Annotated in this window: 15 protein-coding genes and 1 tRNA gene; 5 read left to right on the forward strand and 11 right to left on the reverse strand. The window is 54.8% G+C overall.

Annotation, left to right across the window (positions count from 1 at the left end; all coding sequences use genetic code 11):
* Positions 1 to 100 precede the first annotated feature (100 nt).
* Positions 101 to 2,101: a bifunctional tRNA (5-methylaminomethyl-2-thiouridine)(34)-methyltransferase MnmD/FAD-dependent 5-carboxymethylaminomethyl-2-thiouridine(34) oxidoreductase MnmC gene (mnmC, locus tag V6944_RS03235; RefSeq protein ID WP_333497854.1), complete on the forward strand. Its 2,001-nt coding sequence runs from the start codon at positions 101 to 103 to the stop codon at positions 2,099 to 2,101.
* Positions 2,102 to 2,140: 39 nt separating this feature from the next.
* On the opposite strand, the gene V6944_RS03240 is transcribed toward mnmC, so the two are convergent.
* From V6944_RS03240 to prmB, 6 genes are read right to left on the reverse strand one after another with little or no spacing between them, the layout of a single operon-like run.
* Positions 2,141 to 2,416, reverse strand: a complete 276-nt coding sequence (locus V6944_RS03240; RefSeq protein ID WP_333497855.1) for a YfcL family protein — start codon at positions 2,414 to 2,416, stop codon at positions 2,141 to 2,143.
* 27 nt (positions 2,417 to 2,443) lie between these two features.
* Positions 2,444 to 2,989, reverse strand: a complete 546-nt coding sequence (locus tag V6944_RS03245; RefSeq protein WP_333497856.1) for an elongation factor P hydroxylase — start codon at positions 2,987 to 2,989, stop codon at positions 2,444 to 2,446.
* Positions 2,989 to 3,798 carry a sulfite exporter TauE/SafE family protein gene (locus V6944_RS03250; protein WP_333497857.1) on the reverse strand — a complete coding sequence of 270 codons (810 nt, stop codon included), beginning with the start codon at positions 3,796 to 3,798 and terminating at the stop codon, positions 2,989 to 2,991. Before V6944_RS03250 ends, V6944_RS03245 begins: the two co-directional genes overlap by 1 nt.
* Positions 3,798 to 4,622 carry a penicillin-insensitive murein endopeptidase gene (gene mepA, locus V6944_RS03255; RefSeq protein WP_333497858.1) on the reverse strand — a complete coding sequence of 275 codons (825 nt, stop codon included), beginning with the start codon at positions 4,620 to 4,622 and terminating at the stop codon, positions 3,798 to 3,800. Before mepA ends, V6944_RS03250 begins: the two co-directional genes overlap by 1 nt.
* A 2-nt stretch (positions 4,623 to 4,624) precedes the next feature.
* Positions 4,625 to 5,710 carry a chorismate synthase gene (gene aroC / locus V6944_RS03260; RefSeq protein ID WP_185669533.1) on the reverse strand — a complete coding sequence of 362 codons (1,086 nt, stop codon included), beginning with the start codon at positions 5,708 to 5,710 and terminating at the stop codon, positions 4,625 to 4,627.
* 43 nt (positions 5,711 to 5,753) lie between these two features.
* Complete coding sequence (gene prmB / locus V6944_RS03265) at positions 5,754 to 6,686, reverse strand: 50S ribosomal protein L3 N(5)-glutamine methyltransferase (protein WP_333497859.1); 933 nt, start codon at positions 6,684 to 6,686, stop codon at positions 5,754 to 5,756.
* Between the two features lie 164 nt (positions 6,687 to 6,850).
* Between prmB and smrB the strand changes: the two genes are divergently transcribed.
* Positions 6,851 to 7,402: an endonuclease SmrB gene (gene smrB, locus V6944_RS03270; RefSeq protein ID WP_185669531.1), complete on the forward strand. Its 552-nt coding sequence runs from the start codon at positions 6,851 to 6,853 to the stop codon at positions 7,400 to 7,402.
* Between the two features lie 85 nt (positions 7,403 to 7,487).
* On the opposite strand, the gene sixA is transcribed toward smrB, so the two are convergent.
* The 4 genes from sixA to V6944_RS03290 all read right to left on the reverse strand — a co-directional run bounded on the left by sixA (position 7,488) and on the right by V6944_RS03290 (position 12,093).
* The gene (gene sixA, locus V6944_RS03275; protein WP_220438227.1) at positions 7,488 to 7,973 is read right to left on the reverse strand and encodes a phosphohistidine phosphatase SixA; all 486 of its coding nucleotides are present in this window, start codon (positions 7,971 to 7,973) and stop codon (positions 7,488 to 7,490) included.
* A gap of 188 nt (positions 7,974 to 8,161) precedes the next feature.
* Complete coding sequence (gene fadJ / locus V6944_RS03280) at positions 8,162 to 10,312, reverse strand: fatty acid oxidation complex subunit alpha FadJ (RefSeq protein WP_333497860.1); 2,151 nt, start codon at positions 10,310 to 10,312, stop codon at positions 8,162 to 8,164.
* Positions 10,312 to 11,622 carry an acetyl-CoA C-acyltransferase FadI gene (gene fadI, locus V6944_RS03285; protein ID WP_333497861.1) on the reverse strand — a complete coding sequence of 437 codons (1,311 nt, stop codon included), beginning with the start codon at positions 11,620 to 11,622 and terminating at the stop codon, positions 10,312 to 10,314. Before fadI ends, fadJ begins: the two co-directional genes overlap by 1 nt.
* 186 nt (positions 11,623 to 11,808) lie before the next feature.
* A complete protein-coding gene (locus V6944_RS03290) occupies positions 11,809 to 12,093 on the reverse strand; it encodes a YfcZ/YiiS family protein (protein ID WP_333497862.1) in 285 nt (94 codons plus the stop codon).
* A 372-nt stretch (positions 12,094 to 12,465) separates the two neighbouring features.
* Between V6944_RS03290 and fadL the strand changes: the two genes are divergently transcribed.
* Complete coding sequence (gene fadL / locus V6944_RS03295; protein ID WP_333497863.1) at positions 12,466 to 13,782, forward strand: long-chain fatty acid transporter FadL; 1,317 nt, start codon at positions 12,466 to 12,468, stop codon at positions 13,780 to 13,782.
* A gap of 63 nt (positions 13,783 to 13,845) precedes the next feature.
* Here fadL and mlaA read toward each other — a convergent pair whose 3' ends face one another.
* Positions 13,846 to 14,601: a phospholipid-binding lipoprotein MlaA gene (mlaA, locus tag V6944_RS03300; protein ID WP_333497864.1), complete on the reverse strand. Its 756-nt coding sequence runs from the start codon at positions 14,599 to 14,601 to the stop codon at positions 13,846 to 13,848.
* A gap of 287 nt (positions 14,602 to 14,888) precedes the next feature.
* Here mlaA and V6944_RS03305 point away from each other — a divergent pair, with 287 nt between their 5' ends.
* Both V6944_RS03305 and V6944_RS03310 read left to right on the forward strand, forming a co-directional pair.
* Positions 14,889 to 15,830, forward strand: coding sequence for a formate/nitrite transporter family protein (locus V6944_RS03305; RefSeq protein ID WP_333497865.1), 942 nt, complete (start codon positions 14,889 to 14,891; stop codon positions 15,828 to 15,830).
* Between the two features lie 76 nt (positions 15,831 to 15,906).
* A tRNA-Arg gene (locus V6944_RS03310) sits at positions 15,907 to 15,978 on the forward strand.
* Positions 15,979 to 16,153 lie beyond the last annotated feature (175 nt).

Here is a 16,153-nt window from a genome sequence, read left to right on the forward strand (position 1 = left end):
GTACGCCGAACAAGTCCGATCAGCAATTTTATGCAGAAATTTGCGCCATCGAGCCCGCATCGTTAAGATCCTCAGACTCCTTGCCACACGAGTAACTTACGTGAAACATAACGCCATACAATCTGCCAACCTCGAATTTAACAGTGAGGGTACACCTGTTTCCCGAGATTTTGATGATGTCTACTTCTCCAATGACAACGGCCTGGAAGAGACGCGCTACGTCTTTCTCGGCGGTAATCAACTCGAGGAACGCTTCCCAAACCACCCTCGCCCGCTGTTTGTGGTGGCAGAAAGTGGGTTTGGTACCGGCCTCAATTTCCTGACGCTGTGGCAGGCGTTCGACGCCTTTTGCCGCCAGAATCCTGACGCTACGCTACAAAGATTACATTTCGTCAGTTTTGAAAAATTCCCGCTCAAAGCCGATGACCTGCGTCTGGCGCATCAGCACTGGCCGGAACTGGCACCGTGGGCTGAACAACTCCTAGCACAGTGGCCGCTGCCGCTGGCTGGCTGTCATCGCCTGCTGCTCGACGGGGGTCGCGTCACGCTGGATTTATGGTTTGGCGATATCAACGAGCTCACCGACAAACTCGACGATAGCGTTAATCAGCAGGTCGATGCCTGGTTCCTTGATGGTTTTGCCCCTGCGAAAAACCCGGATATGTGGACCCCAACGCTGTTTGCCGCGATGGCGCGAACCGCCAGACCGGGCGGCACGCTTGCCACCTTCACCTCGGCGGGATTTGTCCGCCGTGGCCTGCAGGAAGCCGGGTTCACCATGCATAAGACCAAGGGCTTTGGCCGTAAACGCGATATGCTGATCGGTGAAATGGCAATCGCCCAACCTAACGAGCAGCGCACACCCTGGTTTGCACGTACCGCGAGCCAAAAGCGCGATGTGGCCATTATTGGCGGCGGCATTGCCAGCGCCCTGCTTTCGCTCGCCCTGCTACGCCGTGGCTGGGCGGTGACGCTCTATTGCGCCGATGAAGCTCCCGCGCAGGGCGCATCCGGCAATCGCCAGGGCGCGCTGTATCCCCTGTTAAGTGCCCACGATGCCGCGCTGGCGCAGTTCTTCCCGGCGGCGTTTCTCTATGCCCGACGCTTCTACGACGCCCTGCCCGTGGCGTTTGATCATCAGTGGTGCGGCGTGACTCAGCTTGGCTTTGATGAAAAAAGCGCGGAGAAAATCGCCAATATGCTGGCAATGGATCTGCCCGTCGAGGTTGCTCATGCGGTAACGGCAGATGAGGTTCACATAAGCGCAGGGCTGACAACCGACTGCGGGGGAATTCAATATCCTTCAGGGGGCTGGCTGTGCCCGGCGCAGCTGACTGCCGGGGCGTTTGAGCTGGCCTGCCAGCAGGGTCTTCAGGTGCACTATGGAAAAACACTGACCTCCCTCACCCGTGTTGTCGATAGCTGGCAGCTTAGCTTTGCCGATGGGCAAACGGCCGCGTCACCTGCCGTGGTGCTGGCAACCGGGCATAATATCAATCAGCTAGCCCAAACCGAGGCGCTACCGGTGTATGCCGTCGGCGGCCAGGTCAGCCATATCCCCACCACTGAGCATCTGGCAAACCTTCGACAGGTGCTGTGCTACGACGGGTATTTAACACCACAAAATCCTCATAATCAGCAGCACTGTATAGGCGCAAGCTACCATCGCGGGCAGCGCGACATGATGTTTAACGAGGAAGACCAGCGGCATAACCGTCAGCGTCTGATTGACTGTTTCCCGCAGCAGCGCTGGGCGCAGGAAGTGGACGTGAGCGCCAATGAAGCCCGCTGCGGCGTGCGATGTGCTACGCGCGATCACCTGCCAATGGTCGGTAACGTGCCGGACTACGCCGCTACGCTTGCCGAGTACGCGACGCTCAACGAGAATCCTCAAGCGGCAGCATCTGCACCGTATTATCAGGACCTGTTTATGCTGGGTGGACTGGGCTCACGTGGGCTGTGTACGGCACCGTTAACAGCGGAAGTACTTGCGGCACAAATGAGTGATGAACCGCTGCCGCTGGATGCGCAGACCCTGGCGGCACTCAATCCAAATCGACTATGGGTCAGAAAACTGCTGAAGGGAAAAGCGGTAAAATAAGCGAGCAAATTGCCCGGCAGCGATACCGGGCAACAGCGATTAGTGGGAAGCCTGCTGGTAGAGGTTATCCCACATTTCTTTCACCAGCGCCTGGTCACGCGGGGAGAGTTCACCGGCGCTGATAGCGGTTTCCAGGCTCTGGGTTACGTTGCGATACAGCGCATCGGCGTTATGGACTTCATCTTCATCCAGGTCCGCCACGGCGAGCGTTAAATGGCCACGCAGATAACCGCTGGCAAACAGCTCATCATCACTGGCGTGCTCCACCATGTCATCAATTAACGCCAGAATGCGTGCTTCAAACTCCGCGATCATCTTCTTTCCTCTTTCGGTAACATGGCCTTAGAGATCTTCCGGCCATGGAAATTGTTCCGCCGTTAGGGCCGGCGTATGGTAATAATTCTGTAGTGCTTTGATGAACGTCGCCGGGCGCGGCGGAATGCCTTCTGCAAGATAGGCCATCACCTGTGCGTGCACACGTCGTTGGAACACAATGCGATCAGGCTCGAAGTCACCTTCCAGGTTGTCGCAGCTGACGTTAAACGGGAACCCCGCCGCCACGCAGAACAACCAATCAAACGCCTGCGGCTTCACCTCTACGTCTTCAAACTGCCCCTGGGTTTTGGCATCGCGCCCGTCCGGGCAGTACCAGTAGCCAAAATCGACCTGTTCACGACGTGCTTTTCCGGCAATACACCAGTGCGAGATTTCGTGCAGCGCGCTGGCGAAAAAGCCGTGCGCGAAAACGATACGGTTATAGGGCACTTCGGCATCAGCCGGAAGATAGATGGGTTCGTCGTCGCCTTTAATCAGACGAGTATTAAACTCATCGGCAAAGCAGCCATCGAAAATCGTCACCAGTTGTTGGTAATCGTGCGTGTTTGTCATTAATTCATCCCTAACCAATGCAGGATTTGCTGTCCATGGCTGTCATATAGTAGCTTCGCGCTCATCACCGCGGAAACCACCACAATCATCGGGCGGATCAGCGTCTGCCCTTTACTTAACACTAAGCGAGAACCCATGCGGGCACCGAAAAATTGCCCAACCATCATGACGAATCCGGTAGCCCAGATAACTTTGCCGCCGATGATAAACAGCAGCAGCCCGCCAACGTTGGAAGTGGCATTCAACACTTTGGCATGCGCAGTAGATTTAGCGAGGTTAAAGCCCATCAACGTCACAAACGCCAGCGCGTAGAACGAACCCGCTCCCGGACCGAAAAAGCCGTCATAGAAACCGACGCAGCCGCCGGCAACCAGTGCAAACGGCAGACCGTAAAGGCGCTGCTGGCGGTCTGCTTCGCCGAGTTTCGGCGTCAGCAGGAAATAGAGGCCAATACCAATTATCAACAGCGGCAGAATCTGACGTAGGATTTCTGACTGCACATGCTGCACTAAAAGCGCACCGATCATCGATCCAATGAAGGTCATCAGAATATTGAGCTTTTGATCCGCAAGGTTCACCACTTTGCGACGAACAAAATAGATAGAGGCGGAAAGCGATCCGCCGCAGGCCTGCAACTTGTTTGTCGCCAGCGCCTGTGCCGGTGGCATACCCGCAGCCATCAGTGCCGGAACGGTGAGCAAACCACCGCCACCCGCCAGTGAATCAATAAACCCTGCCAGAATCGCAGTAAAGAAAAGCGCCACCAGCATAAGTGGCTCAACCATAAAGAGTGTGGAGAAACTGTCCATTAGAGTGCGTGCTCATCCAGTAGCGCCTGACAGGAAGACGGCAACGGAGGAGGCGTCTTCTTCACAGGTTTAGTGGTGCCAGGTTTCGGTGGTTCAAACCAGCTTTGCAGCTCAGCGCCGCAGCCATCTCCGGCCGGAGGCGGTGCCTGCTCCTCACACTCAAGACTATTTGCTGGGCATTTCAGCCGTACGTGCATATGTGCACGATGCTGGAACCACGGACGCACTTTACGCAGCCAGTCGCGGTCGTTACCTGCATCGAGGCAAAGCTGCTGCTTAATCGCTGGGTTGACAAAAATGCGCGTCACTTCGCTATCTTCGGCTGCCAGCTTAATCAACTGACCGATTTCTGGTTTCCATAGCGTCGGAACCACTCGTTTGCCATCCGCACTGACCAAATCCAGCGCCTGGGGCTTCAGCAACTGCGCTGAACTCCAGCGCGCCTTCGGTAGCTGCAGGAAAATATCGACATCCAGCCCGCTCTGGTGGCTGGCGTGCCCGCCGTTAAAGCGCCCGCCGGCAGGCATTCCCATATCACCAATCAGCATCGTACCCATGCCATGCTGCTGTACCTGGTTGCCCAGGCGCTGGATAAACTGCACCAGATCCGGGTGACCAAAGTAGCGGCGCTGGTCGGTACGCATCACCTGATAGGTGTCAGACTGCAGCGGGAGCGGCTGAGCGCCCACGATGCAGCCGTTGGCAAACGCGCCAATAGACTGTGCGCTGCCACTGATAGGCTGGGTGATTTTCTGCCACGGCGTTGCCGCCAGCGCCGTGCCGCTGGCCACCAGAGCCAGCAGCGCAATAACGGTTTTTTTCATGTTTACCAGCGTGGGATCGACGTTGTCACATCAGCATTCTGCGCGCGTTGGCGCATAAAGTGATCCATCAACACAATTGCCAGCATCGCTTCAGCAATGGGCACCGCGCGGATGCCCACGCAAGGGTCGTGACGACCTTTGGTGATCATCTCCACTTCTTCGCCAAAGCGGTTTAGCGTTTTGCCCGGTACGGTGATGCTGGAAGTCGGCTTCAGCGCAATATTCGCCACGATCTGCTGACCACTGCTAATACCGCCCAGAATGCCACCCGCGTGGTTACTCTGGAAACCGGCTTTGGTGATTTCGTCGCGGTTTTCGCTGCCGCGCAGTTTCACCACTTCAAAGCCATCGCCAATCTCCACGCCTTTTACCGCATTGATGCTCATCATCGCATGGGCGATGTCCGCATCCAGACGGTCAAACACCGGTTCGCCAAGACCTGCAGGCACGCCATCCGCCACTACGGTGACCTTGGCACCAATAGAGTCGCCCTCTTTTTTGAGGCCGCGCATCAGTTCGTCCAGCGCCTCGATCTTGTCCGGGTCCGGGCAGAAGAACGGGTTCTGTTCTACCTGATCCCAATCTTTGATCGCCAGCGGAATGTCGCCCATCTGAGTTAAACAACCGCGAATAACGATACCGAATTTCGCCGCAAGAAATTTCTTGGCAATCGCCCCTGCCGCTACGCGCATCGCCGTTTCACGGGCAGAAGAACGGCCGCCGCCGCGATAGTCGCGCAGGCCGTATTTCTGTTCGTAGGTGTAGTCTGCGTGCCCCGGACGGAAGACGTCTTTAATGGCGCCGTAGTCCTGCGAACGTTGATCGGTGTTTTCAATCAGCAGACCAATGCTGGTACCGGTGGTCACCCCCTCGAACACGCCGGAGAGGATTTTCACCTGATCCGGTTCGCGACGCTGGGTGGTGTAACGCGACGTGCCCGGACGACGACGGTCAAGGTCGTGCTGGAGGTCCGCTTCGGTTAACGGGATGCCCGGTGGCACACCGTCAACGATGCAGCCCAGCGCGATGCCGTGCGACTCACCAAAGGTCGTTACACGAAAGAGTTGTCCAATTGTATTTCCTGCCATCACGACTCCGTTATCGTTGTTCTGTTGTTGCGTGCTGGATTAATCAGTCTTTGTACTGGGCGAAGTGATCCTGCGCGGCAATCAGCTGCGCTTTGGTCAGCATAAAGACGCCGTCACCGCCGTTATCAAACTCGAGCCAGGTGAACGGAACATCCGGGTATTGGTCCATCAGATGTACCATGCTGTTACCCACTTCACAAATCAGAATACCGTCGTCGGTGAGGTAATCCGGCGCGCAGCCGAGAATACGACGGGTCAGGTGCAGGCCATCTGCGCCGGAAGCCAGACCCAGCTCCGGTTCGTGGCGATATTCTGACGGCAGGTCAGACATATCTTCTTCATCCACGTACGGTGGGTTGGTGACGATCAAATCGTATTGCAGCTGCGGCGCGTCGCGGAACAGATCGGAACGGATCGGCGTGACGTTGTGGATCATGCCGTGTTCTTCAATGTTGAATTCGGTGACGGCCAGCGCATCCGGGGAGACGTCAATGGCGTCCACTTCCGCTTCCGGGAAGGCGTAGGCGCAAGCAATCGCGATGCAGCCGCTACCGGTGCACATGTCGAGAATATGCTCAGGACGATGGTTAATCAGGCCTGCAAAGCGGTTGTTAATCAGCTCACCAATGGGGGAGCGCGGCACCAGCACGCGATCGTCAACGTAGAATTCGTGGCCGCAGAACCAGGCTTTGTTGGTCAGATAGGCCACCGGAATACGTTCGTTCACGCGACGGATCACGCGTTCAACGATCAGCTGTTTTTCCGTGGTGGTCAGGCGCGCGCTGCGCATATCTTCTGGAATATCCAGCGGCAGGTAGAGCGTCGGCAGCACCAGCTGCACCGCTTCATCCCACGGGTTGTCGGTGCCGTGACCGTACCAGATCTCGGCCGCGCTGAAGCGGCTTACCGCCCAGCGGAGCATGTCCTGAATGGTATGCAGCTCATTGACTGCTTCATCAACAAAAATCTTATCCACATTGTCCTCCAGGGGCATGCGTCGGGGTAAATTCGGCGGCTAGTTTGCCATGAAGGCGGCGATAAATCAGCATTCTTGCGTAGGGTGCGGGGAAAAAAGCGTTTTCGCTGCAGGGAGCAGCGCGAAAAGGTAAACTAAGGGAAAAGACGAATTGAGAAGAATCAATGAAGAACAAAAATTCACTGAGCGAGGAGGATCAGGCGCTCTTCCAGCAGCTAATGACGGGCACCCGCAAAATTAAGCAGGACACCATCGTTCATCGCCCGATACGCAAAAAGATAAGCGAAGTGCCGCCAAAGCGCCTGTTACAGGAGCAGGCAGACAACAGCCACTACTTTTCCGACGAATTTCAGCCACTGCTCAATACCAACGGCCCGGTCAAATACGTGCGCGAAGATGTCAGCCACTTTGAGTTGAAAAAGCTGCGCCGCGGTGACTATTCACCGGAGCTGTTTCTCGACCTGCACGGGTTAACGCAAATGCAGGCCAAACAGGAGTTGGGCGCGCTGATTGCCGCCTGCCGTCGTGAGCATGTGTTCTGCGCCTGCGTGATGCACGGGCACGGCAAACATATTCTGAAGCAGCAAACGCCGCTGTGGCTGGCTCAGCACCCGCACGTGATGGCGTTTCATCAGGCGTCGAAAGAGTACGGTGGAGATGCCGCGCTGCTGGTTCTGATTGAAGTGGAAGAGTGGCTGCCGCCAGAACTCCCCTGACAGATTCCCGGAGTCGGCGTAAACGCCTCGTCCGGGCTACAGGGAAAATTGACATTACCCAGCCATCAAGCTGGGTAAATAACGATTAAATCGCTTTCGCCATTTTCAGATTGCACGGGCTCATTTGCCAGTTCAGGACACCTTGTCCGTTAGCGTCAAGGGTAACGCTGGCAATGGCGGAGGTGGTAAACATCGGCGGAACTTCGCCTGGGCAGAGTTCAGCAACCAGATAGCCCACCAGCGGCAGGTGAGAAATCACCAGCACCGATGAAGTCCCTTCATTGGCTAACGCCTGAAGATAGGCGCTGACCAGGCCAATATCGCCGCATGGCGTAAGCTCAGGCAGAACATCCACCTCTTTTGGCAGGTTAACGCACTCCCCTACCACTTCGAGCGTCTGCTCCGCACGCAGGAACGGGCTCACCAGAACACGATCGATATTCACATTTTGGTCTTTCAACCAGGTTGCCATCTGACGAGATTCATCACAACCACAACCGGTGAGAGGACGAACCGAGTCACTGGCTGCATCGAGGGCAGCGTCGCCGTGACGCATAATAAAAACTTGCATATTGCACCGCTTTTGTTGACCAGAAGCACCAGCGTCACCATAACGGTGACGCGGTAGCCGGGCATTGTGCCTTATCCATTCACTGAATGAAACGCTGATTTTTACCTTACTGGTGTAAGTATAGTCAACATCCGTTTACAAAATAGCCAAAAACCATGCATTTCATCTGGGTTCCACTACCTTTGACCTCAGCTCAGCGAATCTGTTTCATCACCTGGCCAAAAGGTATCGCCGCGTTCCGCCCGCTGCACAAGTGCCTCGCAAGGGGTAAATCGCGAACCATACTGTGTAGCCAATCGTTGCAACCGGGCAACTACCTCACCCGCGCCTAATGAATCCATATAGCGCAGCGGGCCACCGAGGAACGGTGGAAAACCAATGCCAAAGACCGCGCCGATATCGCCGTCACGGGCGCTACGGATAACGCCTTCATCACTGCAACGCGCCGCTTCATTCAGCATCAGCATCACGCAGCGTTCAGCCACTTGCTCAGCCGAACACTGACTACGCCGAGCCGACATCCCCGGGAGGGAGTAGACCGCGCTATCGACCTGTTTCTTGCTTTTACGCCCTTTCGCACCATAAAGATAGAAACCGCGACCATTTTTTCTGCCTTTGCGATCGTCATTCAAAATTGCCTGAATGAGCGTTGCAGGCGCGCTAAAACGTTCGCCGTAGGCGGCTTCAAGAATAGGCAGAATTTTGGTGCCGGTGTCGATACCCACTTCATCGAGCAACTGAATAGGCCCAACCGGGAAGCCAAATTTAACCAGCGCATTATCAATATGTTCGACACTTTCACCATCCACCAGCATGCGCATGGCCTCGGCGATGTAGGGCGCAAGAATGCGGTTAACGTAGAATCCCGCTTTATCTGCGACCACAATCGGCGTTTTGCCCTGTTTCTTGGCAAGCTTCACGGTGGTAGCAATGGTCTGCTCTGAGGTTCCTGCATGGGGAATCACCTCGACCAACGGCATTTTTTCTACCGGGCTAAAAAAATGCAGGCCGATAACCTGTTCAGGCCTTTGGGCCAAGGCAGCAATATCGCCAATCGGCAAAGATGAGGTGTTTGAGGCAAAAATAGTGTGAGGTGCGCAATACTGTTCAATCTCACTAACCATCTTCTGCTTGAGCGCTAAATCTTCAAATACCGCCTCAATCACCAGATCGCGATGGGCAAAACCACGGTAGTCAGTGCTGCCGGAGATTAACGCCAGCTGCGCGTCACGCTCTGCCGCTTTCATATGGCGACGGCGCACTTTTTGTTCAAGCTGGTCCCAGCTGTATTTCAGCGCATGGTTAATCCCGTTGGCATTAATATCTTTAATACGTACTGGCAATTTGCCTTTTATCGCCGTGACGTAGGCAATGCCTCCCCCCATTAATCCACCGCCCAGCACGCCTACCGAGCGCAGCGGGCCAGGCGCAACAACGGCACCGGGATCTTTTTTGATATCGGTACTGGCAAAGAAAATGTTACGTAGCGCTTTAGATTGCGGCGTCATCGCCAGCTCGCCAAACGCGCGCGCTTCTGCCTCATAGCCGCTGTTCACGCCATGTGCCAGGCCGGTTTCAATGACCTTCAGAATTTTATCGGTCGCCGGATAGTTACCCTGCGTTTTTTGCGCCGTCTTTTTGGCGGCCATGCTAAACAGCAGATTGCGCCCCAGCGGCCCCGCCAGAATGCGCTCGCGCACCGGCAAACGACGGTGTTCGTGATGCGGTTTGCGGGCGTATTCGGCAGCAGCTTCCAGCAGAATTGAGTGCGGTACGACTTCATCTACCAGCCCGGCTTTCAGCGCCTGACGAGCGCGAAGCTGCTTGCCGGTGAGAATCATATCCAGCGCCGTGCTGACGCCAATCAAACGCGGTAAACGCTGGGTGCCGCCGGAACCCGGTAACAGGCCAAGCTGTACTTCCGGCAATCCCAGTACGGTTCGCCCATCGTCTGAGCAAATACGCGCATGGCAGGCTAACGCCAGCTCCAGCCCGCCTCCCAGACAGGCACCGTGGATTGCGGCGACCACCGGAATCGACAGGCTGTGGATTTCGGCCATCACCTGCAGCCCCTGACGGGCGAGGGATTCCGCTGCCTGAGCGCTTTTGCAGCGGCCAATCATATTAATATCCGCCCCGGCGATAAAGTTATCTGCCTTCGCGGAGATAAGCACCACGCCCTGCAGCGCTTTGTTTTCTCTGATCTGCTTGAGGATCGCACGCACCTGGCCGCCAAACTCAGCCTTCAGGGTATTCATTTTTTCATCAGGTACGTCAATCGTCACTACCGCCACGTTGTCCGGGCGCACGGTGAGCGTAAATGCAGATTTCATTTCCATTATTCAGCCTCCAGAACCATTGCCGCACCTAATCCACCCGCCGCACACGCCGTCACCAGTCCGAAGCCACCGCCACGGCGGCGCAGTTCATTCAGGGTCTGGGTGATCATTCGTGCGCCGGTTGCCGCAAACGGGTGGCCGTAGGCAATAGAACCGCCCAGGACGTTGAATTTACTTTCATCAACCTCACCGGTAGCGTGGCTGCGCCCGAGCACCTCGCGGGCAAATTTTTCGCTCGCCAGACACTGAATATTCGCCAGCGTCTGGGCAGCAAAGGCTTCATGCATATCGATAAGCGTGAGGTCGGCAAAGGTCAGCCCTGCGCGATCCAGCGCCAGCGGCGTGGACCATGCCGGCCCCAGCAGCATATCCTGCCAGACATCAATGGCGGTAAAAGCGTAGCTGCGCAGATAGCCCAACGGCACCAGCCCCAGCTCTTTGGCGCGGGATTCGGTCATCAGGATAACCGCAGCCGCACCGTCGGTTAATGGCGTACTGTTGGCCGCCGTCACCGTGCCATGCTGACGGTCAAACGCTGGACGCAGCTTGGCGTAATCGGCAAGCGTGGAGTTTGCACGGATGTTGTTGTCCTGCTCCAGTGGGTTGCGGTACGGCGGCGAGTAGGCCGTCATGACCTCATCGTTCAATTTTCCTGCCGCCCAGGCCTGCGCCGCCAGTTGATGCGAGCGGTTTGCCAGCGCATCCTGCTGCTCGCGGGTAATGCCGTAGGTTTTCGCCATTTGCTCCGCGGTGTCGCCCATCCGTAGACCGGTCGAGTATTCCGCCACCGCCGGAGGTACCGGCATCAGGTCACGCAGGCGTAGACGAGAGAAGAGTTTGAGTTTCTGGCCCAGAGTACGGGCCTTGTTGGCATCCACCAGCGTACGCGCCAGCTTTTTGCTCACGCCGATGGGTAGCACCGAGGAAGAGTCGGCCCCGCCCGCAATCCCGGCGCGAATAGTGCCTGCCATCAGGCTTTCCGCAACGTTCGCCACCGCCTGGAAGCTGGTGGCGCAGGCGCGGCTGACGCTGTAGGCATCGGTATGCACGTTCATGCCGGTACCCAGCACAATTTCACGGGCGATATTCGGCGCAGCGGGCATCTGCACCACCTGACCAAAGACTAACTGTTCGATAACTTCAGGGGAGATTTCGCTACGGGCCAGCATTTCACCCACGACCATTTTACCGAGGTCGACGGCGGGAACGCCGTGAAAAGCGGTCGCCTGTCGGGCAAACGGGGTACGTAACCCACTGACTATAGCAATGCGATCGCCCTGACGGGTGATAAGCGGTAACGCCTGACTCATAACTCTCCCCTGTTAACGGAATAAAACCAAGTGGTCTGACCTGATAACAGTTTTAACTAATTTATTACACTTAGCCAATCAGGGAGAGAAAAAATTGAGAGCTAAAACACACTGAGAACAAAAGAAAACGCCCCTGTTACGCGAGTAGCAGGGGCGTTATTTAAAGCCGTTATGCGAGAGGCGCGATTAACGCAGGCCCAGCTGGAAAATCAGCGTTTCAGCTTCGCAGGCGAAGACAAAATCGATATCCAGCTGCACGCCGCCTTCAACGTCTTTGAAGTCAGCGGTGATTTTGCAGGGTTCAGATTCTACGCTACGGGCTTTTTCTGACAGCGCGGCCAGCGTTGCTTCTGCGTCGGCACGGTTCGCGAATACACGGCTATAGGAAGCGGTGCAGTCGGAGTTGTCCATAATGGTACCCACGTCCATGCAGCAGCAAACCGGGGTTTCATCAGCACTACATTTGCTCATTGTAGATTTCCTCTGTTTTGTGCACTCAAGGTGCCAGATAAACGATGAGGATATTTTACGTCCGCCCGCCTTACGCCTCCAGTCGAGAATGTGATCTCTGACGTTAAGTGACCGAAATCACAATTAAAAATGATCTAAAACAAATTTAGCGTTTCTGACCCTATGACCAGACCCGCAATTTTGCCAACCAGATCCCGTTTCAAACAACATCTCAGAAAAAATTAATAAACAATATTGCAACATACCAGCTGGTCAGACCTATACTCTCGTCACTGGTCTGATTTCTCTGTCGTAGTCCAGCCCCTACACTTCGCGCTTCTGTTACTACATGTAACATTGTTTGTATAAAAATAACTCAATGAGGTTATGGTCATGAGCCAGAAAACCCGTTATACGAAGTCTGCTCTTGCTGTCGCAGTGGCACTTGTTTCAACTCAAGCCTGGTCCGCAGGCTTCCAGCTTAATGAATTCTCAGCCTCTGGTCTGGGCCGTGCCTATTCCGGCGAAGGTGCTATCGCAGACGATGCGGGTAATGCTAGCCGTAACCCGGCGCTGATTATGATGTTCGACCGCCCAACGTTTTCTGCTGGTGCGGTGTTTATCGACCCAGATGTAAATATTAAGGGTAAGTCGCCAAATACAGGCAAAAGCACCAATGCCGATAATATTGCGCCAACGGCATGGGTTCCTAACATGCACTTCGTTATGCCTATTAACGAACAGTTTGGCTGGGGCGCTTCAGTAACCTCCAACTATGGTCTGGCGACGGAGTTTAATGATAACTACGCCGCGGGTCCGTTTGGCGGGACTACCGACCTGCAGACTATCAACCTGAACCTGAGCGGTGCTTACCGCTTGAATAGCTCCTGGAGCTTCGGTCTCGGTTTTGATGCGGTGTATGCCAAAGCGAAAATTGAGCGTACGGCGGGTGATATCAGTACGGTAGCAAACAGCATGGGCGCTGGCGCGCTTGTTGGTGTACCGTCAACAAGCTCACAAATCGCCCACCTTAAAGGTGATGAGTGGGGCTACGGCTGGAACGCCGGTATTTTGTATGAACTGGATAAGAACAACCGCTGGGGCCTGACCTATCGTTCCGAAGTTAAAATCGATTTTGATGGCGACTACAGAAGTTCAATTACACCTACAGGAAACGTAGTACTTCCAGGTCTGGGTATTGATGCGCCATTCGGTACCAGCGGCACCACCATTCCAGGCTCTCTAACCCTGAACCTGCCTGAAATGTGGGAAGTCTCCGGTTATAACCGCGTCGATCCGCAGTGGGCTATCCACTATAGCATCGCCTACACCAGCTGGAGCCAGTTCCAGGAGCTGAAAGCCACTGGTTCAAACGGTCAGCAGCTCTTCTATAAAGAAGAAGGCTTTAAAGATGCTTACCGTATCGCGCTGGGTACCACCTACTACTACGATAAGAACTGGACCTTCCGCACCGGTATCGCATTTGACGATAGCCCGGTTCCAGCTGATAACCGTTCTATCTCCATTCCGGATCAGGATCGTTTCTGGCTCAGCGCAGGTACCACCTACGCCTTTAACGATGACGCTTCTATCGACTTCGGTGCATCCTATATGCACGGTCAGGACGTCACCATTAAAGAAGGTGGCTACACCTTCAAATCCGAAGGTAAAGCCTGGCTATTCGGTACCAACTTCAACTATCGCTTCTGATAGCTAACCGACATAAAAAAAGGGTGAACATCATGTTCACCCTTTTTTATTGCCGCCGATTCGCTATTCAGAATCGATGTCTTTCAGATCGTCCTGAATCGCCTGCGCGTTCGGATTTTCTTCCGGCTTCAGCTTACCGCCGTTGGCAATAAAGTCATGCTGCTGGAAGTAGGCTTCGCGGACCATAATGTATGGATCAGAGGACTGGCGCAGCAGGCCGTCAGAATCGAGCAGTTGAGCGCGTGTTTCCACCCCTTCTACCATCCACTTACCAACGGACATCGGCCAGGTCAGCCAGGAAAGCACTGGGTAGGTGGTATCCGCGAAATCGCCGCCGTCTTCACGCAGCGTGAAGCTGCCGTAGAACGGCAGTTGCAGATACGGGCCGTAGCCTACGCCGTAGTGACCCAGCGTGCTGCCAAAGCGGTGCGGCTGGACGCGCTGCAGTTTAGGGTTAGCCATGCCTGCCACATCGATAAAGCCGCCCATCCCCAGAATAGTGTTGAGGAAGAAGCGGGTAAAGTGAACCATCCCCTGGTACGGGTCGCCCTGTAAGAAGGAGTTCACCATCGTTGCCGGCTCTTCCAGGTTGCTGGTGAAGTTACCCAGGCCATTACGTGCAGGTTGCGGAACATAATCACGCCAGGCTACAGCCACTGGACGAACGACATAAGGATCCAGCACGTTGAAGTTGAAGCTGTACATCGTGCGGTTAAAACCTTCGAAGGGGTCTGAACGCCCCTGCTGTTCAGTACCGGAACTCGCACAGCCCACCAGCAGTGTCGTCCCGATCGCAAGCGCCGACAGGCGAAGCTTCATAAATGTCTCCCTGTTGATTATGGCTATCGCTGATTGCCATCCATGCGGCACGTTTACGTATCCGCCTGTTTAGATGTGAGCGATTGTAACAGCCCATCGGACGATGTCTATATAGCCAAGTTTTGTTGATTTTATCATAGCCTGGTAAAGACAGGGCTGTAGCGCGCCTTGCCTGCCGACCTCAATTAAATCTATGCAGTAATGCCAGTATTTCAGAATAGCGCCAAACCTGCATTGCCTGTAACCCGCTACGCTTAGGCTATACGTGCTTATTCAGGGCCACCGCTATGGATGAAAGCAAAAAAGAGACTCTAGATCGCCACCATGATGACTTAGCAGTAGAAAGTGAAGAAAAACAGCAGGGGAAAAAAATCGAAGTAGATGAAGACCGGCTCCCTTCGCGCGCCATGGCGATTCATGAACATATTCGCCAGGAGGGAGAAAAGGAGATGGAACGCGATGCAATGGCATTGCTTTGGTCCGCCATCGCCGCAGGGCTATCAATGGGAGCATCGTTGCTCGCAAAAGGTATTTTTCATGTTCAGCTCGACGGCGTGCCCGGCGGTTTTCTTCTTGAGAACCTTGGCTATACCTTTGGTTTTATCATCGTCATTATGGCCCGCCAGCAGCTCTTTACCGAAAATACCGTCACCGCCGTACTGCCCGTGATGCAAAAACCAACCCTGGGGAATGTTGGTTTACTGATGAGGCTCTGGGGCGTGGTGCTTCTTGGGAATATTATCGGAACGGGCATCGCAGCATGGGCGTTTGAGTACATGCCTATTTTCGATGAACCGACGCGCGATGCCTTCACCAAAATCGGCATGGACGTGATGAAAAATAACCCAACAGAGATGTTTTCAAACGCCATTATTTCAGGGTGGTTGATTGCGACGATGGTCTGGATGTTCCCCTCTGCGGGAGCAGCAAAAATCGTGGTCATTATCCTCATGACATGGCTTATCGCGCTGGGTGATACCACGCATATTGTGGTCGGTTCAGTCGAAATACTCTATCTGGTATTCAGCGGCACGCTTCACTGGAGTGATTTTATCTGGCCTTTCGCCCTGCCAACCCTTGCCGGCAATATCTGCGGCGGGACTTTTATTTTCGCCCTGATGAGCCATGCACAGATTCGCAATGACATGAGCAATGCGCGTAAGGAAAAAGCGCGTTGGCAGGCAGAACAGAAAGAAATACAGCAAAAAGATGAGAAGAATCTTCCCTGAGTGGCGACTGTTTGAGCAGTTAAACAGCGACATACTTACCCCTGGGGGCAAAAAACGCTATACTCGGCGCCACTTTGTCCCCTTAGTTAAATGGATATAACGAGCCCCTCCTAAGGGCTAGTTGCAGGTTCGATTCCTGCAGGGGACAAATCCTGAATACTCCTCATGCTTCATCTCACCTAAACGATCCCGTCATATCCAGCCTCTATGCTATCTCCTGCTGGCCGACAATAAACGCCGCGAGTTAATTTTGACTCAAAAAGGTCATGGGGTTACAGACGCAATGCCGTTCCAGGCAAAGAACGTCGCTGTCGATCGGCAAA

Origin of the sequence: Kluyvera sp. CHPC 1.2972, from assembly GCF_036759925.1 — a bacterium.
GTDB lineage: Bacteria > Pseudomonadota > Gammaproteobacteria > Enterobacterales > Enterobacteriaceae > Kluyvera.